Genomic DNA, 25,894 nt, shown 5'->3' with positions numbered 1-25,894 from the left:
GGCTTACTCCTCCACACCCAGCAGGGGACGCAGGCCCTCCACGGGGATGGTCTCGGCCCGCCAGCAGCCCAGACCCGGCACCTTGATCACCGTGATCTGGCCGCCCTGGGCCTTTTTATCGTGCAGCATCTCGGCCAGCACCTTTTCCTTGTTATAGGTGGTGCGGGTGGGCAGGCCAATGCGGCGGTAGACCGCCCGCACCCGCTTCTGCAGCGCCTTGGATTCGATCATGGGCAGCATCCCCAGCGCCACGCACTCGCCGTGGAACAGGCCCACGGTGCGGCGGCCCTTGATGCCCTTGACAGCCTCGATGCCGTGGCCGATGGTGTGGCCGAAGTTCAGGGCCTTGCGCATCCCGCGCTCGGTCTCATCCTGCTCCACAACGTTCTTCTTGAACCGCAGGCTGCGGTAGATGATCTCGCTGATCTGGGTGTCGATATCGCCCTTTTCAAAGATGGCGAACAGCTCGGGGTCCGCCAGCAGGCCCGCCTTGACCGCCTCCGCCAGGCCGTTGATGTAGTGGCGGCGGGGCAGGGTGGAAAGGGTGGCCGGGTCCACGATGACCAGCTTGGGCTGCCAGAACGCGCCCACGATGTTTTTGGTATCGCCCAGATCCACAGCGGTCTTGCCGCCGATGGAGGAATCGATCATGGAAAGGGTGGTGGTGGGGCAGTTGATAAAATCGATGCCCCGCATGTAGATGGCAGCGGCAAATCCGGCCAGATCCCCGACCACGCCGCCGCCCACGGCCACCACCAGGTCGCCGCGGCCCATGTTGAACTCCAGCATCTGCCGGAGCACCGTTTCCAGGATCTTGAAGCTCTTGCTGGCCTCACCCTGCGGCACCGTGATGATGGTGGATTCCCGGCACTGGTCGGCCACGCGCTGGGCATACTCGGCAGGCACGCCGCTGTCGGTGACAACGGCCACCTTGCGGTCCAGCCGGGCAAACTGGTACAGGTTTTCCAGTGCACCGTTTTTCAGGATGATATCATAACTGCGCTCGCCCAGATTCATGGTGAGCTTTGTCCCGATGAAATCGCTCATTTCGTATACACTCCTAACAGCCGTACCGTGCGGCAGACATGATTCAGCTCGCGCAGCAGCGCGGCGGTCTTTTCGGCGGCGGGGTCTCCCACCAGCTCGACATAAAAATAATAATCAAAGGGGACGTGGGGCAGCGGGCGGCTCTTGATGGACTCCATATTGAAGCCGCTGGCACCGATGACCTGAATGACCTCGGCCAGCTTGCCGGGCTTGTTGTCCACCGTGAACAGCAGGGAGAACCGGTTGCCCGCCGTGGGCTTTTCGCGGCTGAGCACGATAAAGCGGGTGGTGTTGTCGCCGTCGGTGTTGATGCGCGGCACCAGCACCTCCAGCCCGTATAGCGCCGCCGTTTCCACGCTGGCAATGGCCGCCTTGGTCCGGTCGCCGCTCTCTGCCACGAACTTTGCCGCCATGGCCGTGTTGGGCATGGCCGTGGCAGGCAGGCCGAACTGCTTCAGGAAGGTCTCGCTCTGGGCAATGGCCTGCTGGTGGCTGTACACACGGGTCAGGTCGGAAAGCTGGGTGCCGGGCAGCACCAGCAGGTTCTGGGAGATGGGCAGGTCGTAGACATCCACCACCCACAGCCCGGGGTGGTTGTAACACAGGTCCAGCACCGCCGACACATCCCCCGCGTGGCTGTTTTCAAAGGGCACCACGCCATGGGCGGCATCGCCCTTTTCCACGGCATCGAACACCTCATCCCAGGTGGGGCAGCTCACGGCCTCGGCATGGGGAAAGAGCGCCCGGAGCGCGATGTGGGCAAAGGCACCTTCCACGCCCTGATAGGCGGCGCGGTTGCGGCCCAGCACCTCGGCCTCGTACTGCTTGGCCACGTCCATCATGTTCTGCACATGATCCCGGTAATAGGGGCGCAGGGCCGGGTCCCCGATCCGCGCTTCGGCCTTGTCCAGCACCACCTTTTCGCGGGCGGCATCAAAGATGGGCAGGCCGTGGGCCTTTTTGTATTCCGCCACGCTGAGCACCGCCTTCATCCGCCGCTCAAACAGGGCAGCCAGCTGGGCATCCACCGTGTCGATCTCCCGGCGGGCCTGTTCCAGTGCGTCCATCATTCCACATCCTTTGCATTTCGTGATACTGGATTAGTATACCATAACTCGGACACGGAAACAACAAAGGGCGCACGGTTTCAGGGTGGACAACTTTTCAACTAGCACCTGCAAGAAGCGAATAGAATTGAAGAGGTGCCGCCCGTGGCAGCACCTCTTCAGCGTTTCAGATCTTCCCGGCTCCGCGCCGTTCCATAGTATCTCCCATAGGGGTTTTCCAGCTCAGCGGCACGGGGCGGAACAGCCGCGGCAGGCGGTTCCGGCGCGGGGGCCGGGCGGCGTGGCGCGCCTTTTTCCCGGCGCAGGATACGGAACCGCATCGGCTCACCTCTCCGCTTCCACGGTGGAAACTGCCCCGGCGGTCAGTGCCTGCCAGAGCTCCTCGCCGCCCGCAAGGTTCTCCTCAGTGCCGGTGTTCCAGGCCCCGCGCATCCCGACATAGAAATCCGCGAGATAGGTCTGGCTGTCGCCGCCCTGGGCGTGGGTGGTGTCGGCACGGTACTCGCCCAGGTCCAGCCCAGTCAGCACCGGGCAGTCCGTCCAGCGGTAGACCATGTTCCACCAATCGCTGTCGCTTCCGGCCTCGGGCAGGGTGCCGTCCAGATACCGCAGGGAGCCGGTGCTCTCCTGAAAGCCCGCCGGGTCATACAGCAGGAACACCGAGCTCAGGCCGCCTGCCACATCCGTGGCCAGCTTGGTGGTGCCCGCCATGGTCAGGTAGGCATCGCTCTCGGTCTGGGTATCCCCGGAAGAATAATCCAGCGTGTAGACATTCAGGGTCACGACCGTCTTGCCGTCACCGTTCAGGTCCCCGCCGTACCGGGCCAGCTGCTCCTGCAGGGCGGTCACGGTGTCATCCGGCAGGTAGTAGGGGGCCACCACCGCCACATTATAATCGGGCTTGGTGGTAAAGAAATACTGCCCGATGAAGCTGTAAGCCACAAAGGCCGCTGCAATGCCGATCAGGAGGACCCACTTAAGGTTATAATCCCACCAGTTGGCCCAGCGCTCTTTGCGGGTATACTGTTTTTCCGCCCGCGGGGCAAGATCTGCGGGGTCGATATCCCGCTCGTAACGATAGCTTGCCATAGTTCTCCTTACAGTTGGGCCAGAATGGTCTGGCGCACGGCATCGGGCAGCTGCTTCTGTTCAGCCTTGCTCATGCCTGCGGTCTGGATGGCGGGCAGGATGCGCACCCGGATATCGCCGGGTGTGGCCCGCAGGCCGTGGCCCTCAAACAGGCCCCGCGCACCGGAGATGGCCACCGGCACCACGGGCACCCCCGTCTTGATGGCAATGCGGAAGGCACCGGCCTTGAACTCGCCCGCGCCGCCCTCTTCGCCCTTGTAGCGGGTGCCCTCAGGGAAGATGACGAAGCTCCGGCCGCTCTCCACGATGGCAGTGGCATCGTTCAGGGCCTTGACGGAAGCGCGGATGTCATCCCGCTTGACGAACACACAGCCCAGCAGCTTCATCCAGCGGTTGAGCAGGGGGATCTTTTCCAGCTCCTCCTTTGCCAGAATGCCGTGGGGCGCGTCCAGCGCGGTCAGCAGGATGGGGATATCATAGTAGCTGCGGTGGTTGCCCACAAACACGCAGGGCCCCGCCGGGATATTCTGCTGCCCTTCCACCGTCATCCGGGCCCCCGTAACACGCAGGATGCCCCGGCTCCAGCGGGGGATGTTGGCCTTGACGATCTGCTCCACCGTGTCCAGATCCCCGGCAGCCAGGGCACGCTCGGCCCGGCGCAGGGTGGCATAGTGCACGATCATATAGCCAAACAGATAAACGAATAACGCAATGGTGCGTAAAATGCTCAAATTCCTTTCCTCCTTCCGGCCAAAAAGGCCAGTATCATTGTAACATACTTTGGGACAAAATGGGAGAGAACACACTTTTTTTACAAATACGTGCTTTTTAGCTTGCAAAATCCACAAAATCCGGGTATATTTATAAGCAGAAAGGTAGCACAATGGCATTGCTGCCCATTACAAAAGAGAGGTATTCCGGAACAAATGGGTTTATTTCCTTCTTCTAAAGATTTCAAGGACGGGCCGGGCGTTGAAAAGGACACGCCCCGCAAAACGGGCGTAGGCCGCTTTTTTGAGCTGGTGGGCCGCGATATGAGCGGCATGTTCCTTGCAAACCTGCTCACCTGCATCGGCTTTCTGCCGGTGATCTGCCTGGTGTACATCGGCTTCCTGATGAACAACCTGACCGTAATGATCGTCAGCGCCATTGCGGGCGGCATCCTTGCAGGCCCCGCGCTGGCCGGCATGTACGACACGGTGCTGCGCGCCCTGCGTGACGAGGCCGGTTACTGGTGGACAACCTACCGCCGGGCCTTCCGGCAGAACTTCAAGGCCAGCATCCTGCCCGGCATCCTGTACTGCGTGGTCGTCACGGTGCAGATCTTCCTGGTCTATTTCTGCTTCAACATGCTGTACCACGGCACCAACGTGGGCGTTCCCATGTGGGTGGCCACGGTGCTGAACCTTGTGCTGTTCCACATGCTGTTTTCCTACATGTGGCCCCAGATCGTGCTGCTGGATCAGCCCCTGCGCCTGACGCTGAAAAACAGCCTGAACTGCATGATCGCGTTCCTGCCCCACGCGCTGGCCGCAGCGCTGGTCACCATCCTGTTCTGGGGCCTGGTGATCCTGTGCATGCCGCTGGGCCTGCTGCTGATGCTGGTGTTCGGCTTCTGGTTCCAGTGCGAGATCTGCTGCCAGATCGTCTACGGCGACCTGAACCGGGTGTTCCACATTGAGGAGAGCATCCAGAAGCTCCACGATGCCCAGCTGGAAAAGGAGCTGCGCGCCGAGCGCGGCGAGGACACCCCCGAAGAATAACACTGCGCCGTTCACAGCGCGCAAAGGAGAGAAGTGCGGATGGAACAACGGAACAATCTGGTGCTGCACGGCACCGAGACCTTCTCCCGGGGCGCACTGGACAATGTGGCGCTGGAAAGCGGCGCGGTGGTGCTGGATTCCTCCGCCGGCCGCTACCTGCCCTACGGCAGCTATACCACCCCGGAGTTCGCCATGCCGGCCTTCTGCAACCTGAATGTCAGCTGGAACGCCAGCGCCCCCCACAACACCATGGTCGAGGTGCGCTGCCGAGTCTATGCCGGGAACACCTGGACCGGCTGGCTCAGCTTTGGCAAGTGGGCACCGGATTACCCCCGCTGCAGCGTCAAAGCCCAGAGCGAGGACGGGCTGGTGTTCCTGATGGGGGACACCGTCACCGTTGCCACACCGGGCGGCGGCACCGGCATCCAGCTGCAGGTGAACCTTTCCACCAACGATGACAAGGCGACCCCGGCTGTCCGGCTGCTGGCCGCCGCCGCACGCCCCCTTGCCTGGGAGAAGCACAACGGCCACCCGCTGAACCGGCGGCTCTACCTGCCGGAATATTGTCTGAGCGCCCACGACCCCAGCTTTGGCCGGGAGATGGACCTGCCCCTTGTGATGGCGGCCCTGATGAACCGCTACGGCGAGGATATCCTGCCCGAGGAAATTGCCTACGCCATGGAGGACAAAGCCACCAGCTCCACCGGCAATGCCGCCTTTGCGGCTGCTGCGGCGGGCTGCTGCGGCTACCCCTGCTGGCAGGCCTGGATGGATCTGGCCGACCTGCGCGCCCAGATCCACGATGACTGCTCCATCGCAGTCCGGGTGGAGCGCCGCGTCCGGGGCCAGCGGGACCCCGTGGGGGTCTGGATGGGCCTGCGGGGCTTTGGGCACGATGATGCCGTTCTGGCGGATTTCGTGCTGCTGAACGACCCCACTGCCGACAGCGACGGTGCCGTGAACTGCACCATGGCGCTGTCGGATTTTATGCGATACTTCACGGGCCGGGCCATTGCCCTGCGGCCCAAGCAGCGGGAAGTGGCCGCCGACCTGCCCAACCGGGTGCGGTGCGACCTGACCCGCGCCGAGGATGGCAGCTATTTCTTTGAGCAGCGGGGCCAGCAGGACCCGCTGCCGGAGGATTTTTCCGGCTGGGCGGCTTATGCCGTCCACGATGGCGTGGCCCACGCCACCACAGCCCACCGCACCTTTCGCCGGATGGAGCGCACGCCCGAGGGCGGGCTGCTCTTCCCGCCCGAACAGCTGGCCGCAGGCGGCCGCTGCAGCGTGTACGCGGTGGACCAGACCGGGCGGATGCGGGTGGCGGAAGTCCGTCTCCCCGCGCCCCCCAAGCCCGCGGCAGAGCCTGCCGCACCCCAACAGGACCCAAGCACCGTGCAGCCCGGCCTCTGAGCCGGCAGCGCAAAGCGCTTTTCGGGATAGAAACCACAACATAGGGAGGAACACATTATGGCAAAAACGATCATCACCATTGGACGTGAGTACTGCACCGGCGGCAACTACATCGCAGAGGATGTTGCAAACGCACTGGGCATCAAGCTCTACGACAAGGAGCTGATCACCATGGCCGCAAAGCACTCCGGCCTCTCGGAGGAAGCCGTAGCCGCCAGCGAAAAACGCCGCACCCACAGCCTGCTGTACAGCCTGTATACCATGGGCAACGAGCTCCCGCTGGGCGATCAGGTGTTCATCCTGCAGAGCCGCATCATCAAACAGCTGGCCGAGGAAGGCCCCTGCGTCATTCTGGGCCGCTGCGGTGACTATGTGCTGCGGGAGCGCAAGGATGTGCTGCGCGTGTTCATCTACGCACCGGTGGAATGGCGGCGTGAGCTGGCCAAGACCGACCCGTTGGTCAAAGCACACGACGAGAAGGGCATCAAGGAAGAGATCGAAAAGACCGACCGCAACCGTGCTGCCTACTACAACTACTACACCCAGAACCGCTGGGGCGATGCCCACAACTATGATCTGGCCATCAACGCCGCCCTGGGCCGCGAGACCTGCGTCAAGATGATCCTGGACGCTGTCGCCGCCAAGGAAAAGACCATGGCCGAGTGATCCCCGCCGGGCCGGACGGCCCAAAAAACAATGCTGCTTCGTGGGTAGGGTGCTTTTGTGCTCTGCCCACGTTTTGGGCAACGGCAACGACCACCGCCAGTGGCGGATGAAGGGAGGAGCCGTTGGCGCGGCGGTCAGCGAAACGCGGGTGCTGTTTACAGCACGAAGCGATCGCTGGACACCACAGGAGGGGCGGGACACCTCCCTCCTGTTCAAGCATAAACCCTCGTCTATCATTCAACGTCAAAAGGAGAAATCGTGGAAAACAAACAGCTCAATCTTTCCGAACCCGAAAATATCATGGGCACCATGGATGTCAACCCGCTGCTGATCAAGCTCAGCATCCCGATGATGATCTCCATGCTGGTGCAGGCACTGTACAACGTGGTGGACTCGATCTTTGTCGCCCGTGTCAGTGAGAACGCCCTGACCGCCGTCTCTCTGGCCTTTTCGCTGCAGAACATGATGTTCGCCGTGGGCATCGGCACCGGCGTGGGTGTCAACGCCCTGCTCTCCAAGAGCCTGGGCGAAAAGAACCAGTCCCGCGCCAACAAGACCGCCGAGAACGGCCTGTTCCTGGCACTGTGCAGCTACCTGGTCTTTCTGGTGCTGGGCCTGACCGTTGTGCGCCCCTACTTCTACGCCCAGACCGCCGATGCCGACATCGCCGAGCAGGGCATCCGCTACCTGACCATCTGCTGCGTGCTCAGCCTGGGCATGTTCATGCAGGTGATGAACGAGAAACTGCTGGCCGCTACCAGCCGCACCACCCTGAGCATGATCAGCCAGCTGGTGGGTGCCATCGTCAACATCATCCTTGACCCCATCTTCATCTTTGGCTACTGCGGCGAGGCTCTGTCCGGCACCACCGGTGCAGCTTTGGCCACCGTCATCGGCCAGTTCTGCGGCGCAGGGGTCTCCTTCTACCTCAACCTCCGCAAGAACCCCGATATCCGGCTGGATTTCAAGGGCTTCCGCCCCAGCGCCGAAGCCATCAAGCGGATCTACGTTGTCGGCCTGCCCAGCATCGCCATGCAGTGCGTGGGCAGCGTGATGACCTTCCTGATGAACCAGATCCTGATGGCCTTTACCGCCACCGCCGTGGCCGTGTTCGGCGTTTACTTCAAGCTGCAGAGCTTCGTGTTCATGCCCATCTTCGGCATGAACAACGGCATGGTGCCCATCATCGGCTACAACTACGGTGCCCGCAAGCCCGACCGCGTCAAAAAGACCATCAAGTGCGCCATGTTCTATGCTGAGGCCATCATGCTGGTCGGCTTCCTGCTGTTCCAGTTCCTGCCCGACAAGCTGCTGGGCCTGTTCTCCGCCAGCGAGGCCATGCTGGCCATCGGCAAGCCTGCCCTGCGCATCATCTGCTTCCACTTCCTGCTGGCCGGCATGAGCATCATCCTGTCCTCCACCTTCCAGGCGCTGGGCAACGGCATGTTCAGCCTGATCATCTCGGTCTGCCGCCAGCTGGTGGTCCTGCTGCCCGCCGCCTGGCTGCTGAGTAAGACCGGCAATGTGAATATGGTGTGGTGGTCCTTCGTCATTGCAGAGCTGGTCAGTGTGACCCTGAGCTTTGTGTTCTTTGCCCGCCTGGACAAAAAGATCATCGAGCCCATGTACGACAACGCTGCCGCTGCACAGTAAACCGTTTCAGAACCTGTCCGGCACAAGAAAGGAACGTGACCTTTTATGGCAAAGAAGTTGAAATGGAATCTGATCCTGATGAGCGTGCTTTACCTGGGGCTGGGCATCTTCCTGCTCATGCGGCCCTCCACCGCCCTCAACGTGGTCTGCTACGCCCTGGGTGGCGTGGTGCTGGTGTGCGCCGCCGTTCAGCTGGTGCGCTACTTTGCCGTGGAGCGCGGCATCTTCCAGAGCCAGCTCACCCTCATCTCGGGCATCATCTGCCTGGGCCTGGGCGCGTTCCTGATCCTCCGCAGTGACATCGTGGTGCGCATCCTGCCCATCGTGTTCGGCCTGTTCGTCATCTTCGACAGTCTGGGCCGCATCCAGAACGCTCTGGACCTGCGCCGCTGTGAGTACCCCAGCTGGAAGGGCTTCCTGCTGCTGCCGGTGCTCAGCGTGGTGCTGGGCGTGGTGATGATCCTGAACCCCTTCGGCACCATGGAGACGCTGGTCATGGCCATTGGCATCATCCTCATCATCGAGGGTGCCATCAACCTGCTCAGTGCCCTGTACACCGTGCTGGCCATCCGCCGCTTTGCCAAGCTCCACCCCGAGACCCAGTCCATGCTGGAATCCCTGACCGGTCAGGATCTGAACGGTGACGGCGTGATTGCCCCGGACATCGCCCCTGCCGACGTGGAAGCCTCCGCCGTGGAGCTGGATCATGTGGATGAGAGCGCGGAAGTGGAGCAGGAAGAGGATTAAACTCCCTCCGTCATCGCTGCGCGATGCCACCTCCCTCCATGAGGGAGGCTTTGGCCACCCCCATAAAGCTTCCCTCCGAGAAAAGGCTCCCTCTCCGAGGGAGCTGTCGCCGACAGGCGACTGAGGGAGTTTGTAACTAATAGTAAAGGATAAAACTAGAGATGGAAAAATACGATCTGATCATTGTGGGTGCCGGTCCGGCCGGCATCTTCACCGCTGTAGAGCTGCTGCGCCACGGCAGCAAGAAAAAGATCCTGCTGGTGGAAAAGGGCAAGCCGGTGGAAAAGCGCCACTGCCCCAAGGCCGAGCTGGGCCACTGCGTCAACTGCCGCCCCACCTGCGCCATCACCACCGGCTTCTCCGGTGCAGGCGCGTTCTCGGACGGCAAGCTGAGCCTCTCCTATGAGGTGGGCGGCGACCTGCCCAGCCTGATCGGCGAGGAGTTCGCACAGGAGCTCATCCATTACACCGATAAGATCTACCTCGAGTTCGGTGCCGACCCCCATGTGGAGGGCATCTACACCGGCGAGGACATCAAGGAGATCCGCAAGAACGCCATCCACGCCGGCCTGAAGCTGGTGGACTGCCCCATCCGTCATCTGGGCACTGAGAAGGCCCAGCAGCTGTATCTGGCCATCCAGAACTATCTGGCCGACAACGGCGTGGAGATGCTGTTCAGCACCGAGTGCGAGAACATCATCCTGGAGAACGAGGAGTGCAAGGGCGTGTTCATCAAGGGACCCAAGGACGAGGAAGCCCATGCTGTTTATGCCGATACTGTGGTCATCGGCACGGGCCGCCGCGGTGCCGACTGGCTGGAGAAGATCTGCGCCGAGCACCACATCGCCCACAAGCCCGGCACCGTTGACATCGGCGTGCGCGTGGAGTGCCGCAACGAGGTCATGGAAAAGGTGAATAAGGTGCTGTACGAGTCCAAACTCATCGGCTACCCCAAGCCCTGGAAGAACAAGGTGCGCACCTTCTGCCAGAACCCCGGCGGCTTTGTGGCTCAGGAGAACTACGACAACGACCTGGCCGTGGTCAATGGCCACAGCTTCAAGGAGAAGAAGAGCGAGAACACCAACCTGGCCATCCTCGTCTCCCACAACTTCACCGAACCCTTCAACCAGCCCATCGCCTACGCTCAGAAGGTGGGTGAGCTGACCAACATGCTGGGCGCGGGCCACATTCTGGTCCAGCGCTACGGCGACATTCTGGACGGCAAGCGCACCTGGCCCAAGGAGCTGGCACAATCCAACGTCAAGCCCACCCTGAAGGATGCCGTGGCCGGTGATATCACCGCCGCCATGCCTTACCGCGCCATGACCAACATCATCGAGTTCATCAAGATGCTGGATATGGTCGTGCCCGGCTTTGCCGCCAACGAGACCCTGCTTTACAGCCCCGAGCTGAAGTTCTACTCCAACAAGGTCAAGATGGACGAGAACCTCGACACCAACATCCGGGGCCTGCACTGCCTGGGTGACTCCTCCGGCTGGACCCGCGGCCTGATGATGGCCTCCGTCATGGGCGTGCTCATGGGCCGGAAGCTGGCCGAAAAGGAAGGGTGCTGATCGCACCTTCCTGCCCCTCAAAACGCAAAAAGGACTGCTCCGACGGAGCAGTCCTTTTGTAATTTCAGCGCAGCTTATTCCGGTTTGGAGAATTTGACGGGCAGCGGGTTCTGGCGCTCCACCTCGTTGAAGATTTCGATATGGTGTGCGCAGCGTTGTTCCGCATGGCACCGCCCTCACGGCAGAGCAAAGTCTGCCAGTCATAGCGGCGGGCAAAGAAGTTCTGGCGGGATCCCGGTTTATTTTGGAACGATATGCATTTTCTTGCCAGATTCAATTGATTTTTCACCAAAAAATCGGTATACTATTCCCAGAGTACTGTGCGTTGTGCCCAATGCACAGCGCGCACAGGGAGGTATTGCTATGCACGATTCCCCGGGAAGCGTCGTCACCCAGCTGTGCTCCGGGCTCCAGCTTTACAGCGCCGAACGGCGCATTGCGGACTGCATTCTTGCAGATGTAAAGTGGGCCTCGGTCGCCACCTCTGCAGAGCTTGCAAAGGCCAGCCACTCGTCCGAAGCCACGGTCACCCGGCTGTGCCACAAGCTCGGCTACGCAAATTACCGCAAATTCCAACTGGAGCTTGCACGGGATGTGCTGGAGCAGCAGGAAACGGAGGCCCGCAAAAGGCCCCCCAATGACCCGCTGCATCAGGCCCTGCTCGATCTTCAGAACAACCGTCAGGAGGAGGTTCAGGCCACCATTCAGGCCTTGAACCTTGTCCAGCTGAGAAAGGTGCTTTCCATTCTGCGGGCGGCAGAGATCATTGAGATCGAAGCCAACGGCAGCAGCCTGCCCGTTGCCATGGATGCTTCGCTCAAGCTGGGCAGTCTGGGCAAGCGCTGCATGATCAGCCCGGTGCCAGAAAAGGCACGGTCTTTCGCTTCGGCACTGACCCCAAAAGATGCCCTGCTGCTCATTTCCAGCGCAGGCCGCTGCGAGGCGTTGGAGACGGCCGCCCGTGCCGCCAAGAAGAACGGCACACCGGTCATCCTCATCACCTGCGACAAGCGCTCGGCGCTGGCAGGCCACGCCAGCTATACCCTGCTGGCCTCCAACCGTATCCAGCGCATTGCCAGCGATATGCTGCCTTCCCAGCTTTCGGCAGCGCTGGTGGTGGAGGTGCTCTACTACCTGCTGGTGGGCAATTTCGATCTGAATTAAGCGCAAAAAAGTCCCGGCCGTTCTGGTCGGGACTTTTTGCTGTGTTTAAGCGATCATGCGTTAAAAACGTACTTGTCCATGCGGTGGAACGCCTCCTCGATGCGGGAACGGGGAGAAGCCAGATTCATGCGCAGGTGGCAGGGGCCAAAGAACATGGTGCCGTCCTGGATGGCAACGCCCACATCCCAGCAGGCGTGCTCCACATCCTCAATGGTCTTGCCGTGGGCCTTGCACCAGTCGGTGCAGTCCACGAACAGCATGTAGGTACCCTGCGGCTTGGAGACGGTCACGCCCTCGAAATGCTTCTCGATGTAATCGCAGGCAAAGTCGATGTTGCCGGTCAGCACCTCGCAGAGCTCGTCGGTCCACTCGTAGCCCTCGGGCTTGTAAGCACCGATCAGGGCGTGCATGGAGAGAACGTTCATCATGTTGTAGTGGCTCAGGCTGGACTCTTTTTCCATGCGGTCACGCCACCAGCTGTTGTAAACGATATGGTAGCTGCCCACCAGACCGGCCAGATTGAAGGTCTTGGAGGGGGCATAGAAAGCGGCGGTGCGCTGGCGGGCATCCTCGCTCACAGACTGGGTGGGGATGTGCTTGTTTCCGCTCAGGATGATGTCCGACCAGATCTCATCGGAGACCACATACACATCATACTTCTTGTACAGCTCCATGGCCTTTTCCAGCTCCCAGCGCTCCCACACACGGCCGCAGGGGTTGTGGGGGTTGCACATGATGGCGGCATGGATCTTTTCCTCTTTCAGGTGCTTTTCCATGTCCTCAAAGTCCATCCGCCACACACCGTTCTCATCCTTGACCAGCGGGCTGTGGACAGCCTCGTAGCCGTTGTTCTTCAGGCTCATGGTGAAGCCGATGTAGGTGGGGCTGTGGATCAGGATCTTGTCGCCCTTGGAGCAGACGCAGTTCAGGGCGCTGATCACGCCGCCCAGCACGCCGTTCTCGTAGCCGATGCACTCCTTGGTCAGGCCCTGCACGCCGTTGCGCTTTGCCTGCCACCGGATGATGGAATCGAAGTATTCATCGGTGGGGTTGAAGTAGCCAAACGCGGGGTGGTTGGTGCGCTCGATGATGGCTTCCTGGATGGTGGGCACGGTGGGGAAGTTCATATCGGCCACCCACATGGGGATGGCGTCAAAGCCCTCCTTGGGGGCGGCGGGGGCAAAGCCGGTGCCAAGGCCATCCACTGCAATGGCATCCTTGCCGTGGCGGTCCATGATGGAAGTGAAATCGTATTTCATAGCGGTGCTCCTTCTCTCAAAATTTTTATCTGGCCCCACTTTAACACACTTTGCCGCCGGGTGCAAGCAGCCAGCACGTTTCCCCGGATATCGTGCGGAAAAATCACGAATTTTTACGGTAATTGCACGCAAAAAGCCGGTCGGCATCCGCCGACCGGCTTTTATTGGTATTGACTTTCCGGATCAGCCCAGCATCTCGTGAGCGGTCTTGCAGATGGTCGCTGCATCCAGACCGTACAGCTTGAGCAGGTCCCATGCAGGGCCGGAGCAGCCGAACTTGTCCTGCACGCCCACGCGGCGGACAGGGGTAGGCAGCTTCTCGCTCAGGACGGCGCAGACAGCCTCGCCCAGGCCGCCGATGACGCTGTGCTCCTCGGCGGTGATGACCTTGCCGCACTCCTTGGCGGCCTTGAGGACGATCTCCTCGTCCAGAGGCTTGATGGTGTGGATGTTGATGACCCGGGCGTGGATGCCCTCGGCAGCCAGCTGCTCGGCAGCCAGGCGGGCCTCGTTGACCATCAGACCGGTGGCGATGATGGCAATGTCGCTGCCCTCGGTGATCTGCTCGCCCTTGCCCAGCTCAAAGTGGTAGGTAGCCTCATCGTGGAACACAGGCACAGCCAGACGGCCGAAGCGCAGGTAAACAGGGCCCTGCATGGCGTAAGCGGCACGCACAGCGGCACGGGCCTCCACATCGTCTGCGGGGCAGATCACGGTCATGCCGGGCAGGCTGCGCATCAGGGCAAAGTCCTCGCAGCACTGGTGGGAAGCACCGTCCTCGCCCACAGAGATGCCGCCGTGGGTGGCACCGATCTTGACGTTCAGGCGGGGGTAGGCGATCGAGTTGCGGATCTGCTCAAAGGCACGGCCTGCGGCAAACATGGCAAAGCTGGAAACAAAGGGAACATAACCCATAGTGGCCAGACCTGCGGCCACGCCCATCATGTTGCCCTCGGCAATGCCGCAGTCGAAGTGACGGTCCGGGTGCGCCTTGCGGAACATACCGGTCTTGGTGGCGGCAGCCAGGTCAGCGTCCAGCACCACCAGGTCGTCGTGGCCCTCAGCGGCCAGCTCCTTCAGGGTGTTGCCGTAGCTGTCACGGGTAGCGATCTTCTTCACTTCTGCCATCTTACTTGTCCTCCTCTTCCAGCGCGGCGTAAGCTGCATTCAGCTCCTGCATGGCCTGTGCGTATTCCTCATCGTTGGGGCCCTTGCCGTGCCAGTCAACGGAGTTCTCCATAAAGGAAACGCCCTTGCCCTTGAGGGTATCCAGAATGATGCAGGTGGGCTTTTCGTTCTCACCGTGGAAAGCGGCGATGGCGCTCTCAATGGCATCCAAATCGTGGCCGTTGATGGTCAGCACGTTGAAGTTGAAGGCCTTCAGCTTCTCCTCCAGCGGGGCGCTGTTCATCACGGTCTCGGTGGTGCCATCGATCTGCAGATGGTTGCGGTCCAGCATAACGCAGAGGTTGGACAGGCCGTAGTGAGAAGCAAACATAAAGGCTTCCCAGCACTCGCCCTCTTCCACCTCGCCGTCACCCAGGATGGTGTAAACATTGATGGGCTTACCGGCGTGCTTGGCACCCAGTGCCATGCCGCAGGCGGCGCTCACGCCCTGACCCAGACTGCCGGTGGACATATCCACGCCCGGCACACTGTTCATGTTGGGGTGGCCCTGCAGGTAGCTGCCGATCTTGCGCAGGGTCTTGAGGTCCTCCACCGGGAAGAACCCACGCTCAGCCAGCGCGGCGTACAGCGCCGGGGCCGCATGGCCCTTGGAGAGCACCAGACGGTCGCGGTCAGGGTTCTTGGGATCCTTCGGATCCACCTTCATCTCTACGAAATAGAGGTACGCCAGCACCTCGGCGATATCCAGGCTGCCGCCCGGATGGCCGCACTTGGCGCTGTGAGTGCCCTCGATCACGCCCATGCGGATGTGGCAGGCGTGTTTTGCCAGGGTAAGCTTTTCTGCATTTGTCATCTTTGGTCCTCCCGTATGAACCTCAGTGTTTGCATCGGATTATGGTACGCACCCGGGCCGTACGCCCTGATGCGCTATTTCTCAAGTCTATATTATCTATTCTATGCAAAAACGTCAAGGTTCTTTCGTCAAAATGTACATCCCTTGGCAAAATCGCTTGTAAATGTTCCCGTTTTTGTTGAAAATGCAGGTCCATTTTGCCCCCGCAAAACATTTTTGCAGCTTTTGACCGGCTTGCTTTCTGATGCCGAATTGAATGCAGCCTCCGACAATGGTTATTCTCACACCAATGTCTGTAACAGTACATTTGCAGAAGGCCCCGGTGAAGATTCCTTTTATTACATCTACAAATTTCAAAAATCCGCAAACACCGCCCCGTAACCATCCTCATCCGCTGAGCTTGACAAGGCGGCTTTGCATCTGCTATACTTTTTGCACAATTCCCGGCTGAAGCCGGGGCTTTGCGGGCCGAAGCCCGTGTTTCTCCCCGCAAACATTATTTTGAAACAGACACCATGAAGGGGTCTGCCGCTGGCGCGCGTGCTGGCGGCAGGCCCTTTTTGTCTGCGCATTTTCAGGAGGAATCATTGATGAATACCAAGACCCGTTCCGCGACCCGTGATCTGGTGCTGGCCGCACTGTTTCTGGCACTGGCCTTTGTGCTGCCCATGATCACCGGCCATGTGCCTCAGATCGGCAATATGCTCTGCCCCATGCACTTCCCGGTGCTGCTGGCAGGCTTTGTGCTGGGCGGCCCCTGGGGCCTGGCACTGGGCTTTGCCGCCCCGCTGCTCCGCTCGGTGCTGTTCGGGATGCCCCCGATGTACCCCATTGCCATCGCCATGGCCTTTGAGCTGGCCACATACGGCGCTGTGGCCGGTTTCATGTACCGCAAGGTGCAGCACACCCTGCCCATGATCTATGCCACTCTTGTCACCTCGATGGTGGCAGGCCGCCTTGTCTGGGGTGTGGTGCGCTTTGTGCTGGCCGGTCTGTCCGGCTCCAGCTTCCCGTTCAGCGCGTTCCTGTCCGGTGCGGTGCTCACTGCCGTGCCCGGCATCGTGGCGCAGCTCATCCTCATTCCGCTGATCGTGGCCGCGCTGCAGAAAGCAAAGCTGACGGCTTAAAATCCCTGCGCTGACCGAACCCACACAGCAAAAAAGCCCGGAACCGTACCTGCTATGGCGGCAGGTGGTTCCGGGCTTTTCAGTTCATATTACAGTGTGGCAGCAGCTGTAACAAAAAAGAAGGAGAATCTTCAACCGGCAAATTGGAGAAGATCAGCCGGCAAAGCTTGCATTGACAGCGCGGCGGTTGCTCTGGTTGACAAAGTTCTTCTTTGCGCTCTCGAGCAGGCTTGCAAAAGCCAGGCCAATGCCGCAGTTATCGGACACGCCCTCGGTGACAGTCAGGTAAGCGTCCATCATAGTGTTGTCCAGAATAGCAGTGTTCTTGTTCATCATAATAAATATCCTCCGTATATCGGTAAATGTCATTGTGTTTTTTGGCAGGGCCTCTATCTCCCTGCATCCTCAAAGCGGAACCTTTCAGAACCCTTCGTTCTTTTGTTCCCCTCTCTGAGGATGGCCATATTATGCCACTCAATTATGAAATCGTTTTATAAATTCTATGAACAAACCATGAATTTAGTGATACATTTTTAACGTTCTTTCGTTCTTTGCGCAACTAGCACAAAACGTTTTTTATGAAAAATAAAGTTCTTGTATACATGGACGATTGAAACCTTGTTTGGAAAGTTTTTTCAGATTTTCTCTCCGTTTTGCCCAGAATTTCTTCTGCAAAAGGGGATACTCTCATGCAAAATCCGTCAGAATCCGTCAATTTCAAACAGGACGAGGGCTTTCCTGTGCAAAATGCCCAGAAAAAAGTTCCAAACAAAAAGGCCGCCGTGCCAGCAGCACAGCAGCCTTTGAAAAGCCATTTCAGTTTTGCATCACTTGCACAGGAACGCCGGCAGGGGCTTGCCCTCCTTGCGCCACTGGTGATATTCTGCAGTGGCGGCAAATTCCACGTCACCGGCGGAGTTCAGGGCAGTTTCCACGGAATCCTGCACCACGCCGATGATAAAGCCGACACCGACCACCTGCATGGCGATATCATTGGAGATGCCGAACAGGGAGCAGGCCATGGGGATCAGCAGCAGGGAGCCGCCAGCCACGCCGGAAGCACCGCAGGCACCCAGAGCGCTCATCACGGAAAGAAGGATGGCGGCAGGCAGGGACACCTGAATGCCCAGCGTATTGGCCGCAGCCAGCGTCATAATGGTAATGGTGATGGCGGCACCATCCATATTGATGGTAGCGCCCAGCGGGATGGAGACGGAATACATATCCTTATCCAGCCCCAGCTTTTCGCACAGATCCATATTGACCGGGATGTTGGCGGCAGAGCTGCGGGTGAAGAAGGCGGTCAGGCCAGATTCACGCAGGCAGCGGAGCACCAGCGGATACGGGTTGCAGTGCAGGTACACAAAGATGATGAAGGGCGAGACGACCAGTGCCATAAAGAGCATGGTGCCCACCAGCAGGAGCAGCAGCCTGCCGTACTGGGTAAAGATGGACAGGCCGTTGCTGGACACGTTGGTGTACACAAGGCCCATGATGCCGAAGGGTGCCAGATTGATGATCCAGCGGACGATCTGGGAGACTGCATCCGCTGTGTTCGCCAGGAACAGCTTGGTGCTGTCCGCGCCGTACTTCTTCAGGGCCAGACCGAACAGGCAGGCCCAGAACAGGATGCCGATGTAATTGCCGTTCAGCAGGGCACTGACGGGGTTTGCCACGAAGTTGGTGAGCAGGGTGTTCATCACCTCGCCCAGACCCTGGGGCACCACCTCGGATTCTGCCGCCTCAGCCAGAACGACGGTCTGAGGGAACAGGAAGCTGGTCACCACCGCAATGGCGGCGGCCAGGAAGGTGGTGAGCATGTACAGCCAGATGACCGTGCCAAAGCGCCGGTCCAGCCTGGACGTGCCCTGCGCCAGCGCACTGGCCACGATAACGAACACCAGCACCGGGGCAATGCCCTTCAGGGCACCCACGAACAGGCTGCCGAACTCTTCCACCCAGCCCGCACCGGGCACCGCCAGTGCCAGCACCGCACCGACCACAAGGCCGATGACGATGCGCAGGATCAGGCTGGTGGCGTTGTACCTTGCCGCAACCGCTTTCAACGTTTTCATAACTTTTCTACTCCCCTATCCAGATTGTGCGCCTATTGCGCACAGTTTTCCCATTCCTCTACACGGAACAAGTACGATTATACGCCTCGCAGGCCAAAAAGTCAAAGATTTTGCCCGCTTTTTTTGTTTTTCATTTCAACATATACAGACACGAGCTTTTTTCACTGTCCGTATATGAAATACAGATTCACAAAAAGAGACCGCACCCCGTGTGTTTCGGGATGCGGTCTGTTCCTGTTTTAGTCGAGATAGGACACCTTGCCGGGTACAAAGCCCTGAATGCCCATGCCGGGCGCGTCGGAGACGGTGATGTTCTTTTCGTCGAACACGGCACCGCCGAGGATGTGGTCCTCGCTGCAGAGCACCGGGCCGTCAAGGTCGATCTTGGTGATGATCTTCTTGGCGCAGGCCAGCTCCACAGCGGCGTTGACCGAGATCTTTGCTTCCAGCATACAGCCGATCATGCACTCCACGCCGTACACCTCAGCGGCGGCGGCAATGCGCAGGGCATTGGTGATGCCGCCGCACTTCATCAGCTTGATGTTCACCAGGTCGGCCGCGCCGGTCTGCATGATCCGCATGGCATCTGCCGGGCTGAACACGCTCTCGTCGGCCAGTACGGGCACATCGGCATGGCGGGTGACATACTGCATCCCCTCAAGGTCTGCGGCGGGCACGGGCTGCTCCACGAACTCAATGTCCAGCCCCTTCTCCTGCATCTGGTTCAGGATGCGGACCGCCTGCTTGGCGTTCCAGGCCTGATTGGCATCGATGCGGAGCTTGATGTCCCGGCCCACAGCCTGCCGCACCGCGGCAAGGCGGGCCACATCCAGTTCAGGGTCGATACCAACCTTGACCTTCAGGCAGTCGTAGCCGCGCTGGACGGCGGTGCGGGCATCCCGGGCCATCTCCTCCGGCGGGTTGACGCTGATGGTGATATCGGTCACGATGTTTCTGCGGGCACCGCCCAGCATCCGGTAAACAGGGGCGCTGTACTTCTGGCCCAGCAGATCCCACAGGGCCATGTCCACAGCGGCCTTGGCGCTGGTGTTGTGGACAAGCGCCTTCTGCACAGCGGCGGTCAGATCCTCAAATTCATCGAGGTCGCGGCCCAGCAGGGCAGGGGCGATATGATCCTGAATGGCACCGAGGATGGCCCCGGTGGTGTCGCCGGTGATGACACCGGTCGGGGGTGCTTCGCCGTAGCCCACCGCACCGGTATCGGTGTGGAGCTCCACGATAACATCCTCAACGCTGTTCACAGTGCGCAGTGCCGTTTTGAACGGCACCCGCAGCGGGGTGGAAATGCGGCCCAGCCGCACCTGTGTGATCTTCATAGTCCCGTCCTCCTTCTTATTCCAGCGGCAGGTTTGCCAGCTTGACAATGGCGTTTGCAATGATCTGGGCGTTCTGCACCAGACGTTCCAGATCGATGCATTCATCGGGCTGATGCTCTGTGACCGGGTCCCCCGCGAACAGGGGGCCAAAAGCCACCACATTGGGCAGCATCTTGGCGTAGGTGCCGCCGCCGATGCACTTGGGCGGGGCATTGTCACCGGTGGCATCCCGGTAAACCTCCAGCAGGGCGCTGACCAGCGGGGTCTCGGCAGGGTAGTAAAGCTTTTCCTTGTGCACCTGCCCATCCAGCGCCCAGCCTGCGGCCTCAAAGGCGGCCTGCACAGCGGGCTGGCAGTCTGCCCGTTCCATGGTCACAGGATAGCGGTAGTTCAGCTTGACCCACAGATGCTGCGCGTCGCCCTCGATCAGCCCCCAGTTGCAGCTCATGGGGCCGGAGAGCGCATCCTCCAGCCGATGGCCCAGCAGGCGCTCGCCGTAGGGGTCGGTGCCCAGCTTCTCAGCCAGAAAGTGCACGGCCTGTTTGGCATCCCCCTCCAGCGGCAGCCGGTCGAGGTAGCACACCAGCCGCCCGATGGCGTTTTCGCCCTGCTCCGGGTGGCTGCCGTGGGCCGAAACGCCCACCGCTTCCACCTGATAGCCGCCGGGGATGGCTGTCACGGTGATGTGCTCCGCATCCGGCAGGGAGGCCCCCGCCGGGGCGGTCAGCACAGCGCAGGCGTAGTCCGGCACCACATTGCCGGCCACGCCGCCCTGCACCCTGCTCAGCTGCCAGGCACCGGTCTGGTGCAGCTGCACAGCATAGCTCTCGTTCAGAATGCCCTTTTCGCCGTTGATGAGCGGATACTCGCCGTCCGGGGTGAAGCCCAGCACCGGGATCTCCCCGCCGTGGGCCTTGTAGTACAGCACGTCCCGGTCGTTGGTCTCCTCGTTCAGGCCGAACAGCAGCCGGACACGGCGGTTGAGCGGAATGCCCAGATCCCGGATGGCCTTCAGCGCGAACAGGCTGGCCACCACCGGGCCTTTGTCATCAATGGAACCCCGGCCATACAGCCTGCCGCCCTCGATCTCGGCGGCGTAGGGCGGGTGATGCCAGCCCTCGCCCTCGGGCACCACGTCCAGATGCCCCAGCACCGCCACCATCTCGTCCCCGGTGCCGATCTCGCACCAGCCGATGTACCGATCCATGTCGGTGGTCTCAAAGCCCAGCTCACGGCAGAGGGTCAGCGCCTCGGCAAAGCAGGCATCCACCTCCTCGCCAAAGGGCTTGCCCGGCAGCGGGTCGGCCTCCACACTGCGCCTGCGCACCAGCCGCTGGAGCGCCGCCACCATCTGGGGCCGCAGCGCCGCCACGGCCTCGTTCAGTTTTTTGTCCATACGTTCCACCCCTTTTGTGATTCATTTCACAGCTTGTATTATAGAACGATTGCCCCCGCTCCACAAGCCCCCAGTTCCACGAAAAAGCGCCCCCGCATACTTCATCAGAAGTATCCGGGAGCGCTCGGTTTCAATTGAAAATTGTCAAATCCTATGATATACTGTTTTTAATGCTGGTAACAGCAGGAAAAAAGGTGCTGTCTGCAATGCAGGTGGTCATGCTTCTCGCTCCTGGTGTGCTTACAACGCCGCGCAAGCGGCAACGTTGCTCCGGGAAACGGAACTTTTTTGATTTTGTACCCTTTCCCGGAGCCTTTCAGGCGAAGGGAGGGATGTCGAATGTCTCTGACAGAAGTTTGTGCTCTGTTGACGGTAGTGATCAGTTTGCTGGCTCTGCTTGTCACCGTTGCGAAAGCCGCATTTGATGCTGGCTGGAAGATTTCTCACGAGAAGAGCGATAAAAACAAAGAAGATTGACCGCCTCTGTTTCCCCAAACCGAACGGTCAATCTTTTTTGATCCACTAGAAACGGGAAGCTGACCAAACATTGCTCGTCAGCACCTTTTCTATTTGTAGTATAGTCAATTTTAAACGATTTGTCAAGGGATATCCACCACTGTCAAACTGCCGTCTGTTTTTTCTTTTTTTTTTTTTTTAATTTTTTTTTTTTTTGAAAAAGGGTGAAAGGATTTCGCGCGGCGTGTATTTAAGGAAGTAAGAGCATCCATTTTTGCCGGAGCTCCACTTCCGGCCCAAAGAAAGTGAGGGACCCCCTATGAAGAAACGACTTATCAGCCTTCTGGTGGCGCTGTGCATGGCGGTAACGCTCCTGCCTGTGTCGGCACTTACAGCGTGGGCGGAGGGAGGCGGCCAATTAAAAATTGTAGATGGCTATCCTGTCGGTTCCGGTAAAAACCATGATGAAGATTGTTCTGGTGATGGCTGGAGCTATGACGGTTCTACACAAACGCTTGACCTGCATCCTGCCAGCTCGACAGAATATGATTTTTTTTCAATTATTTCCGGCTATGGAAATGTCACCAAATGTAAACTCACGATTGGAGGAAATGCAACCATTGTTAGGGGAAATTTCGACAACGCTGTGATAAATAACGGAAAAATCAGTGGCGGTTATTTTTTTTCTTCTTCCTCTTCCCTCATAAATCATGGTTCTATCACTGGTGGAAAATTTCTCCATGCCATATCCAATGAATCCAGTGGCACGATTGAAAATGGCACGTTTATATCCGTTACCAACAATGGCACCATAAATGGCGGCATTTTTCGTAAAAAGCCAGAGGGTGGCCATGTTGCTAAAGGCTATACCTTGAATGTGAACCTCCAGAACACTGGTATCTATAAGATTAGCCGCGCAACAATCAATGGTCTCAACGGTGGCTGTTATATTATTCCCAATTCCGACCATGATACCAGTGTCACCATCGAATATACTTTTTCCCCTATCAGTCAACCAATATTATTTCCTATTGATGTTACATTCGGAGACACAAACGGCACACCTTGTTTGTTAAAAGATTGGGCACCAAGTGCAAGCTATTCTACTGACCATGCACCCTCTGATAGTTTTTTTGTCACTTTCACCGCACCATCCACTGGTACAGACACCGTTACCCTGAGCATGCTGACCCGGCTGGTAATTGACGAAAACGGCTACCCCGTTGGCCCTATGGGCAGCAACAAAAAATACAGCGGCAACGGCTGGAATTTTGATGCGAGCAATAACACGCTGACGCTGACAAACGGCAGTTATGATTTCTCCGGTGAGGAAAACGCACTGCGCCCCCTGAACCCGGATGTCCAGTTGGTGGTTGAATCCGGTGCCAAGCTGACCGGCGGCGCAGCTGGAGATGGGTCTGGTGTCACTTGGCAGCTGACCGAAAACACGGATAACCCGAGTACTTATACGTTGACGATTCGCGGCAGTGGTGCAATGGAAGATTATCTAATGAGCGGTCATCAACCATGGCGCAGTTTCCGGGATCAAATCACCTCTGTTGTCGTTTCTCCCGGCGTAACTTCGATTGGACAATGCGCTTTTAGCCGGTTTGCTAAGCTAACTCATGTTGACATTGCAGATAGTGTAATATCCATTGGCTGGGATGCTTTTTATTATTGCTCCAGCCTTACTAACATTACAATTCCGCAAAGTGTCACATATATCGGACCCTTGGCTTTTTTCCATTGCACAAACTTAAGCAGCATCACACTTTCAAATAATATAACTTCCATTGGTAGCAGCGCTTTTGAAGATTGCACCAACCTCACCAGTATCACGATTCCCGGCAGTGTAACTTCAATTGGCTTGGCTGCTTTTTGTAACTGCACTAAGCTCACCAGTATCACGATTCCTGATAGTGTGACAACTATTGACCTCGAGGCTTTCAAGAATTGTTCTAGCCTGACTAGTATCACGATTCCCGGCAGCGTAACTTCAATTGGCCCGTATGTTTTCGATGGTTGTACTAGCCTGAATGACATCCGCTACTCTGGCACAAGTGAAAGCGTTATTTCTGCTCTTTCTGGCTATGTCCCCACTCTCGTCACCTTCGACTATGGCGACAAAGTGCCTGAAGCAAAGCGGATGATAACAGTATCCGTCAAAACGGGCGAAACATTGACAGCTCCCACCACAATTCCCACCGTTTCCGGCTACGAGTTCAAGGGCTGGCGCACCAAAGATGGCAAGCCTTATGATTTCACTGTTGCTCCTACCGGCAAGTTCACCCTTTACGCCAACTGGGAAAAGATTCCCGACCCGAAGCCCGAACCCAAACCCGAGCCCGAACCCGAAGCCCCCACCTACACCCTGACGGTAAAAGGCGGCACGTTCACCTACAACGGCGGCGAAGCCATGACCAGCGCCAGCGTGCCGGTGGATGCCGAGGTCAAGGTGACGCTGAACCAGAGCGCCGTGCCCGAGGGCATGGTGTTCGACCTGTGGGCCATGGATGAAGCCAGCCTGCTGGGCAACCCGGCGGTCGCCTACAACGAGGAGAGCTTTACCATCCCGGCGGGCAGCGTGGCCAAGGGCAGCACCGTGACCGTGGAAGCCCAGTACCGGGATGCCACCATCGAGAGCGAGCCCAGCATTCTGGGCACTGCCGCCATCATCGGCGTGGCCGGTGCAGGCACGGCGGTCATCGTGTGGCAGGGCTACCGCATCGGCATGGAGCTGTACGAGAAGTATTTCCAGCCCACGCCGGAAGAAACTGCGGCAGAGCAGCCCGCCCCGGAAGCTCCGGCAGCAGCTGCCGCTTCCTGAACGCAGGCGCACCCGTTCCCTTCCACGCCTGACAGAACTGCATAAAAACAGCGCCGCTCCATCGTTTCCGGTGGGGCGGCGCATTTTTGCGGTTCAATCCCGGCGCAAAGGCAGGGTAAGGGACATTTTCTGGTAGGCAATGCGGGGCGTGCCATCCTCCACATGGATGATGCCGCACCTGGTAAAGCCGTTTTCTTCCAGCAGGTGCTGCATGATCTTGTTGTCGGCGTGGGTGTCGGCCCGCAGGCTCTCGCAGTGCTCCAGACACCAGGTGATCACAGCGGCGGCAACGCCGGGGTGCCTGCCCGCCGAAGCCAGCCGGTGGATGGTGCCGTAGGGCAGGGTATCGTTCAGCCACTTGCCATCCTCGATCCGGGCATAGGTGGGGTCCGGGCCAAGGATAAAGGCAAACACGCCCTCCAGCTCGCCGTTGACAAGGTAGAGGAACAGCCGGTTGGAATCAATGTCCTCTTCCAGCAGCTCCTGCGGCGGGAAATGGTCTCCCCACTGGGTGGGGTTGCCGGAATCCGCCATCGCCTGCCGGGCGCGGGCATAAATTTTCAGGATCGCATCCAGATCTGCACGTCTTGCTCCACGAAACATCTTCATCCAACCTCTCTTCCGGCAGGCCGCTGCCCGCCCTGATCGTTCTGCCTTAATATAACACAAAACGGCCCTCTCCGTCAAAGCCTGCTGCAAAGGCGGAGAGGGTCGTTCACTGATGCACTTATGTGCGCTGGCTGCGTGCCCGGCGGTACTCCCGGGGGCTCTGGCCATACCGCTCATGGAACAGGCGGTAGAAGTAGCTGGTGTTCTCGTAGCCCACCTGGGTGATGATCTGCTGGATGTTCAGGTCGCTGCGGCGCAGCAGGCGGGCGGCGGTCTCCATCCGGTGCTTCTGCAGCAGCTCCTTATAGGTCTTTCCGGTCTGGGCCCGGACGCACTCGCTGACATACGCCAGCGAAACGCCGTAGCTGCGGGCCACATTGGAAAGGCTTGCTTCGCGGTAATTCTGGGTGATCTCCTGTAATGCCGCCTGGACCAGCGCTTCGCGGCTGACCGCCTCGCCGCGCGTTTCCAGCGGGAAATTCTTGGTCTGTACCATAGCGTTAAAACCCTCCGTTGCGGCAGCGGCGGGCGGGGACAGGGGGATGCCGGACACCCGCCGCAGCCAGTTCATCAGGCTTTCTGGGGAAGCCTTTCTGCCTATAATACGGGCGGGTCACAGAAATAATTGCAGGAAGCTCAAATTT

The 25,894-nt window shown here is 59.2% G+C and carries 26 protein-coding genes; 11 read left to right on the top strand and 15 right to left on the bottom strand.

All coding sequences use genetic code 11. The annotated features are described in order from the left end of the window. Positions 1-3: 3 nt before the first annotated feature. The 5 genes from aroB to MTP42_RS01050 all read right to left on the bottom strand — a co-directional run bounded on the left by aroB (position 4) and on the right by MTP42_RS01050 (position 3,934). The gene (gene aroB, locus MTP42_RS01070) at positions 4-1,047 is read right to left on the bottom strand and encodes a 3-dehydroquinate synthase (protein ID WP_005928440.1); all 1,044 of its coding nucleotides are present in this window, start codon (positions 1,045-1,047) and stop codon (positions 4-6) included. Beyond that, positions 1,044-2,114 (bottom strand): chorismate mutase, encoded by a 1,071-nt coding sequence (locus MTP42_RS01065; protein WP_330221144.1) that lies wholly within the window; start codon positions 2,112-2,114, stop codon positions 1,044-1,046. Before MTP42_RS01065 ends, aroB begins: the two co-directional genes overlap by 4 nt. A gap of 158 nt (positions 2,115-2,272) precedes the next feature. Continuing rightward, positions 2,273-2,434: a hypothetical protein gene (locus tag MTP42_RS01060; RefSeq protein ID WP_181967289.1), complete on the bottom strand. Its 162-nt coding sequence runs from the start codon at positions 2,432-2,434 to the stop codon at positions 2,273-2,275. Between the two features lie 4 nt (positions 2,435-2,438). Then, the gene (locus tag MTP42_RS01055; protein ID WP_249257767.1) at positions 2,439-3,203 is read right to left on the bottom strand and encodes a hypothetical protein; all 765 of its coding nucleotides are present in this window, start codon (positions 3,201-3,203) and stop codon (positions 2,439-2,441) included. An 8-nt stretch (positions 3,204-3,211) separates the two neighbouring features. After that, positions 3,212-3,934: a lysophospholipid acyltransferase family protein gene (locus tag MTP42_RS01050; protein WP_207697151.1), complete on the bottom strand. Its 723-nt coding sequence runs from the start codon at positions 3,932-3,934 to the stop codon at positions 3,212-3,214. A gap of 195 nt (positions 3,935-4,129) precedes the next feature. On the opposite strand from MTP42_RS01050, the gene MTP42_RS01045 reads away from it, so the two are divergent. From MTP42_RS01045 to MTP42_RS01015, 7 genes are all read left to right on the top strand, one after another. After that, positions 4,130-4,966: a DUF624 domain-containing protein gene (locus MTP42_RS01045; protein ID WP_156076716.1), complete on the top strand. Its 837-nt coding sequence runs from the start codon at positions 4,130-4,132 to the stop codon at positions 4,964-4,966. Positions 4,967-5,005: 39 nt separating this feature from the next. Beyond that, positions 5,006-6,379: a hypothetical protein gene (locus MTP42_RS01040; RefSeq protein ID WP_249257766.1), complete on the top strand. Its 1,374-nt coding sequence runs from the start codon at positions 5,006-5,008 to the stop codon at positions 6,377-6,379. 57 nt (positions 6,380-6,436) lie between these two features. Next, positions 6,437-7,045, top strand: a complete 609-nt coding sequence (locus tag MTP42_RS01035; protein ID WP_097769755.1) for a cytidylate kinase-like family protein — start codon at positions 6,437-6,439, stop codon at positions 7,043-7,045. A gap of 258 nt (positions 7,046-7,303) precedes the next feature. Then, entirely contained in the window at positions 7,304-8,698 is a 1,395-nt protein-coding gene (locus MTP42_RS01030) for an MATE family efflux transporter (protein ID WP_249257765.1), read from the top strand. Between the two features lie 45 nt (positions 8,699-8,743). Then, a complete protein-coding gene (locus MTP42_RS01025) occupies positions 8,744-9,445 on the top strand; it encodes an HdeD family acid-resistance protein (protein WP_005928467.1) in 702 nt (233 codons plus the stop codon). A 161-nt stretch (positions 9,446-9,606) separates the two neighbouring features. Next, positions 9,607-11,019: an NAD(P)/FAD-dependent oxidoreductase gene (locus MTP42_RS01020; protein WP_005928470.1), complete on the top strand. Its 1,413-nt coding sequence runs from the start codon at positions 9,607-9,609 to the stop codon at positions 11,017-11,019. A 363-nt stretch (positions 11,020-11,382) separates the two neighbouring features. Beyond that, positions 11,383-12,183 (top strand): MurR/RpiR family transcriptional regulator, encoded by an 801-nt coding sequence (locus tag MTP42_RS01015; protein WP_249257764.1) that lies wholly within the window; start codon positions 11,383-11,385, stop codon positions 12,181-12,183. A gap of 53 nt (positions 12,184-12,236) precedes the next feature. Here the strand turns inward: MTP42_RS01015 and MTP42_RS01010 are convergent, their stop codons facing one another. From MTP42_RS01010 to MTP42_RS01000, 3 genes are all read right to left on the bottom strand, one after another. After that, on the bottom strand, positions 12,237-13,442 hold the full coding sequence (locus MTP42_RS01010; RefSeq protein WP_117534586.1) for a MalY/PatB family protein: 1,206 nt from the start codon (positions 13,440-13,442) through the stop codon (positions 12,237-12,239). A gap of 183 nt (positions 13,443-13,625) precedes the next feature. Beyond that, positions 13,626-14,570: a transketolase family protein gene (locus tag MTP42_RS01005; RefSeq protein ID WP_098923830.1), complete on the bottom strand. Its 945-nt coding sequence runs from the start codon at positions 14,568-14,570 to the stop codon at positions 13,626-13,628. A gap of 1 nt (position 14,571) precedes the next feature. Then, a complete protein-coding gene (locus MTP42_RS01000; RefSeq protein ID WP_249257763.1) occupies positions 14,572-15,423 on the bottom strand; it encodes a transketolase in 852 nt (283 codons plus the stop codon). Positions 15,424-15,567: 144 nt separating this feature from the next. Here MTP42_RS01000 and MTP42_RS00995 point away from each other — a divergent pair, with 144 nt between their 5' ends. Beyond that, the gene (locus MTP42_RS00995) at positions 15,568-15,804 is read left to right on the top strand and encodes a hypothetical protein (RefSeq protein WP_249257762.1); all 237 of its coding nucleotides are present in this window, start codon (positions 15,568-15,570) and stop codon (positions 15,802-15,804) included. A 209-nt stretch (positions 15,805-16,013) separates the two neighbouring features. After that, entirely contained in the window at positions 16,014-16,550 is a 537-nt protein-coding gene (locus MTP42_RS00990; RefSeq protein WP_249257761.1) for an ECF transporter S component, read from the top strand. 153 nt (positions 16,551-16,703) lie between these two features. On the opposite strand, the gene MTP42_RS00985 is transcribed toward MTP42_RS00990, so the two are convergent. The 4 genes from MTP42_RS00985 to MTP42_RS00970 all read right to left on the bottom strand — a co-directional run bounded on the left by MTP42_RS00985 (position 16,704) and on the right by MTP42_RS00970 (position 21,358). Then, the gene (locus tag MTP42_RS00985) at positions 16,704-16,886 is read right to left on the bottom strand and encodes a hypothetical protein (RefSeq protein ID WP_035393180.1); all 183 of its coding nucleotides are present in this window, start codon (positions 16,884-16,886) and stop codon (positions 16,704-16,706) included. Positions 16,887-17,377: 491 nt separating this feature from the next. After that, the gene (gene sstT, locus MTP42_RS00980) at positions 17,378-18,616 is read right to left on the bottom strand and encodes a serine/threonine transporter SstT (RefSeq protein ID WP_442899471.1); all 1,239 of its coding nucleotides are present in this window, start codon (positions 18,614-18,616) and stop codon (positions 17,378-17,380) included. A 248-nt stretch (positions 18,617-18,864) separates the two neighbouring features. Then, positions 18,865-19,962 carry a dipeptide epimerase gene (locus MTP42_RS00975; protein ID WP_249257759.1) on the bottom strand — a complete coding sequence of 366 codons (1,098 nt, stop codon included), beginning with the start codon at positions 19,960-19,962 and terminating at the stop codon, positions 18,865-18,867. A 16-nt stretch (positions 19,963-19,978) separates the two neighbouring features. Next, positions 19,979-21,358, bottom strand: a complete 1,380-nt coding sequence (locus MTP42_RS00970) for a Sapep family Mn(2+)-dependent dipeptidase (protein WP_249257758.1) — start codon at positions 21,356-21,358, stop codon at positions 19,979-19,981. Positions 21,359-21,697: 339 nt separating this feature from the next. Between MTP42_RS00970 and MTP42_RS00965 the strand changes: the two genes are divergently transcribed. Further along, the gene (locus tag MTP42_RS00965) at positions 21,698-21,835 is read left to right on the top strand and encodes a hypothetical protein (protein ID WP_181967273.1); all 138 of its coding nucleotides are present in this window, start codon (positions 21,698-21,700) and stop codon (positions 21,833-21,835) included. 122 nt (positions 21,836-21,957) lie between these two features. Here the strand turns inward: MTP42_RS00965 and MTP42_RS14590 are convergent, their stop codons facing one another. Further along, entirely contained in the window at positions 21,958-22,086 is a 129-nt protein-coding gene (locus tag MTP42_RS14590; RefSeq protein WP_256466570.1) for a hypothetical protein, read from the bottom strand. Positions 22,087-22,133: 47 nt separating this feature from the next. On the opposite strand from MTP42_RS14590, the gene MTP42_RS00960 reads away from it, so the two are divergent. Beyond that, positions 22,134-24,641, top strand: a complete 2,508-nt coding sequence (locus MTP42_RS00960) for a leucine-rich repeat protein (protein ID WP_249257757.1) — start codon at positions 22,134-22,136, stop codon at positions 24,639-24,641. A gap of 93 nt (positions 24,642-24,734) precedes the next feature. Here the strand turns inward: MTP42_RS00960 and MTP42_RS00955 are convergent, their stop codons facing one another. Both MTP42_RS00955 and MTP42_RS00950 read right to left on the bottom strand, forming a co-directional pair. Continuing rightward, positions 24,735-25,244: an acetyltransferase gene (locus MTP42_RS00955; protein ID WP_035393427.1), complete on the bottom strand. Its 510-nt coding sequence runs from the start codon at positions 25,242-25,244 to the stop codon at positions 24,735-24,737. A 124-nt stretch (positions 25,245-25,368) separates the two neighbouring features. Continuing rightward, positions 25,369-25,821 carry a helix-turn-helix transcriptional regulator gene (locus MTP42_RS00950; protein ID WP_005928664.1) on the bottom strand — a complete coding sequence of 151 codons (453 nt, stop codon included), beginning with the start codon at positions 25,819-25,821 and terminating at the stop codon, positions 25,369-25,371. Between the last annotated feature and the right edge of the window lie 73 nt (positions 25,822-25,894).

Source organism: Faecalibacterium sp. I2-3-92, from assembly GCF_023347315.1.
GTDB classification, from domain to species: domain Bacteria; phylum Bacillota; class Clostridia; order Oscillospirales; family Ruminococcaceae; genus Faecalibacterium; species Faecalibacterium duncaniae.
Note: the sequence above shows the minus strand (reverse complement) of the source record. Positions and strands in the feature narration are given on the sequence as shown.

What these genes read in the sequence shown, in the direction of transcription:
- aroB (WP_005928440.1), bottom strand. Translation starts at nt 1,047, where the DNA reads ATGAGCGATTTCATCGGGACAAAGCTCACCATGAATCTGGGCGAGCGC.
- MTP42_RS01065 (WP_330221144.1), bottom strand. Translation starts at nt 2,114, where the DNA reads ATGGACGCACTGGAACAGGCCCGCCGGGAGATCGACACGGTGGATGCC.
- MTP42_RS01060 (WP_181967289.1), bottom strand. Translation starts at nt 2,434, where the DNA reads ATGCGGTTCCGTATCCTGCGCCGGGAAAAAGGCGCGCCACGCCGCCCG.
- MTP42_RS01055 (WP_249257767.1), bottom strand. Translation starts at nt 3,203, where the DNA reads ATGGCAAGCTATCGTTACGAGCGGGATATCGACCCCGCAGATCTTGCC.
- MTP42_RS01045 (WP_156076716.1), top strand. Translation starts at nt 4,130, where the DNA reads ATGGGTTTATTTCCTTCTTCTAAAGATTTCAAGGACGGGCCGGGCGTT.
- MTP42_RS01040 (WP_249257766.1), top strand. Translation starts at nt 5,006, where the DNA reads ATGGAACAACGGAACAATCTGGTGCTGCACGGCACCGAGACCTTCTCC.
- MTP42_RS01035 (WP_097769755.1), top strand. Translation starts at nt 6,437, where the DNA reads ATGGCAAAAACGATCATCACCATTGGACGTGAGTACTGCACCGGCGGC.
- MTP42_RS01025 (WP_005928467.1), top strand. Translation starts at nt 8,744, where the DNA reads ATGGCAAAGAAGTTGAAATGGAATCTGATCCTGATGAGCGTGCTTTAC.
- MTP42_RS01020 (WP_005928470.1), top strand. Translation starts at nt 9,607, where the DNA reads ATGGAAAAATACGATCTGATCATTGTGGGTGCCGGTCCGGCCGGCATC.
- MTP42_RS01015 (WP_249257764.1), top strand. Translation starts at nt 11,383, where the DNA reads ATGCACGATTCCCCGGGAAGCGTCGTCACCCAGCTGTGCTCCGGGCTC.
- MTP42_RS01010 (WP_117534586.1), bottom strand. Translation starts at nt 13,442, where the DNA reads ATGAAATACGATTTCACTTCCATCATGGACCGCCACGGCAAGGATGCC.
- MTP42_RS01005 (WP_098923830.1), bottom strand. Translation starts at nt 14,570, where the DNA reads ATGGCAGAAGTGAAGAAGATCGCTACCCGTGACAGCTACGGCAACACC.
- MTP42_RS01000 (WP_249257763.1), bottom strand. Translation starts at nt 15,423, where the DNA reads ATGACAAATGCAGAAAAGCTTACCCTGGCAAAACACGCCTGCCACATC.
- MTP42_RS00990 (WP_249257761.1), top strand. Translation starts at nt 16,014, where the DNA reads ATGAATACCAAGACCCGTTCCGCGACCCGTGATCTGGTGCTGGCCGCA.
- MTP42_RS00985 (WP_035393180.1), bottom strand. Translation starts at nt 16,886, where the DNA reads ATGATGAACAAGAACACTGCTATTCTGGACAACACTATGATGGACGCT.
- MTP42_RS00975 (WP_249257759.1), bottom strand. Translation starts at nt 19,962, where the DNA reads ATGAAGATCACACAGGTGCGGCTGGGCCGCATTTCCACCCCGCTGCGG.
- MTP42_RS00970 (WP_249257758.1), bottom strand. Translation starts at nt 21,358, where the DNA reads ATGGACAAAAAACTGAACGAGGCCGTGGCGGCGCTGCGGCCCCAGATG.
- MTP42_RS00965 (WP_181967273.1), top strand. Translation starts at nt 21,698, where the DNA reads ATGTCTCTGACAGAAGTTTGTGCTCTGTTGACGGTAGTGATCAGTTTG.
- MTP42_RS14590 (WP_256466570.1), bottom strand. Translation starts at nt 22,086, where the DNA reads ATGGATGCTCTTACTTCCTTAAATACACGCCGCGCGAAATCCTTTCAC.
- MTP42_RS00960 (WP_249257757.1), top strand. Translation starts at nt 22,134, where the DNA reads ATGAAGAAACGACTTATCAGCCTTCTGGTGGCGCTGTGCATGGCGGTA.
- MTP42_RS00955 (WP_035393427.1), bottom strand. Translation starts at nt 25,244, where the DNA reads ATGTTTCGTGGAGCAAGACGTGCAGATCTGGATGCGATCCTGAAAATT.
- MTP42_RS00950 (WP_005928664.1), bottom strand. Translation starts at nt 25,821, where the DNA reads ATGAACTGGCTGCGGCGGGTGTCCGGCATCCCCCTGTCCCCGCCCGCC.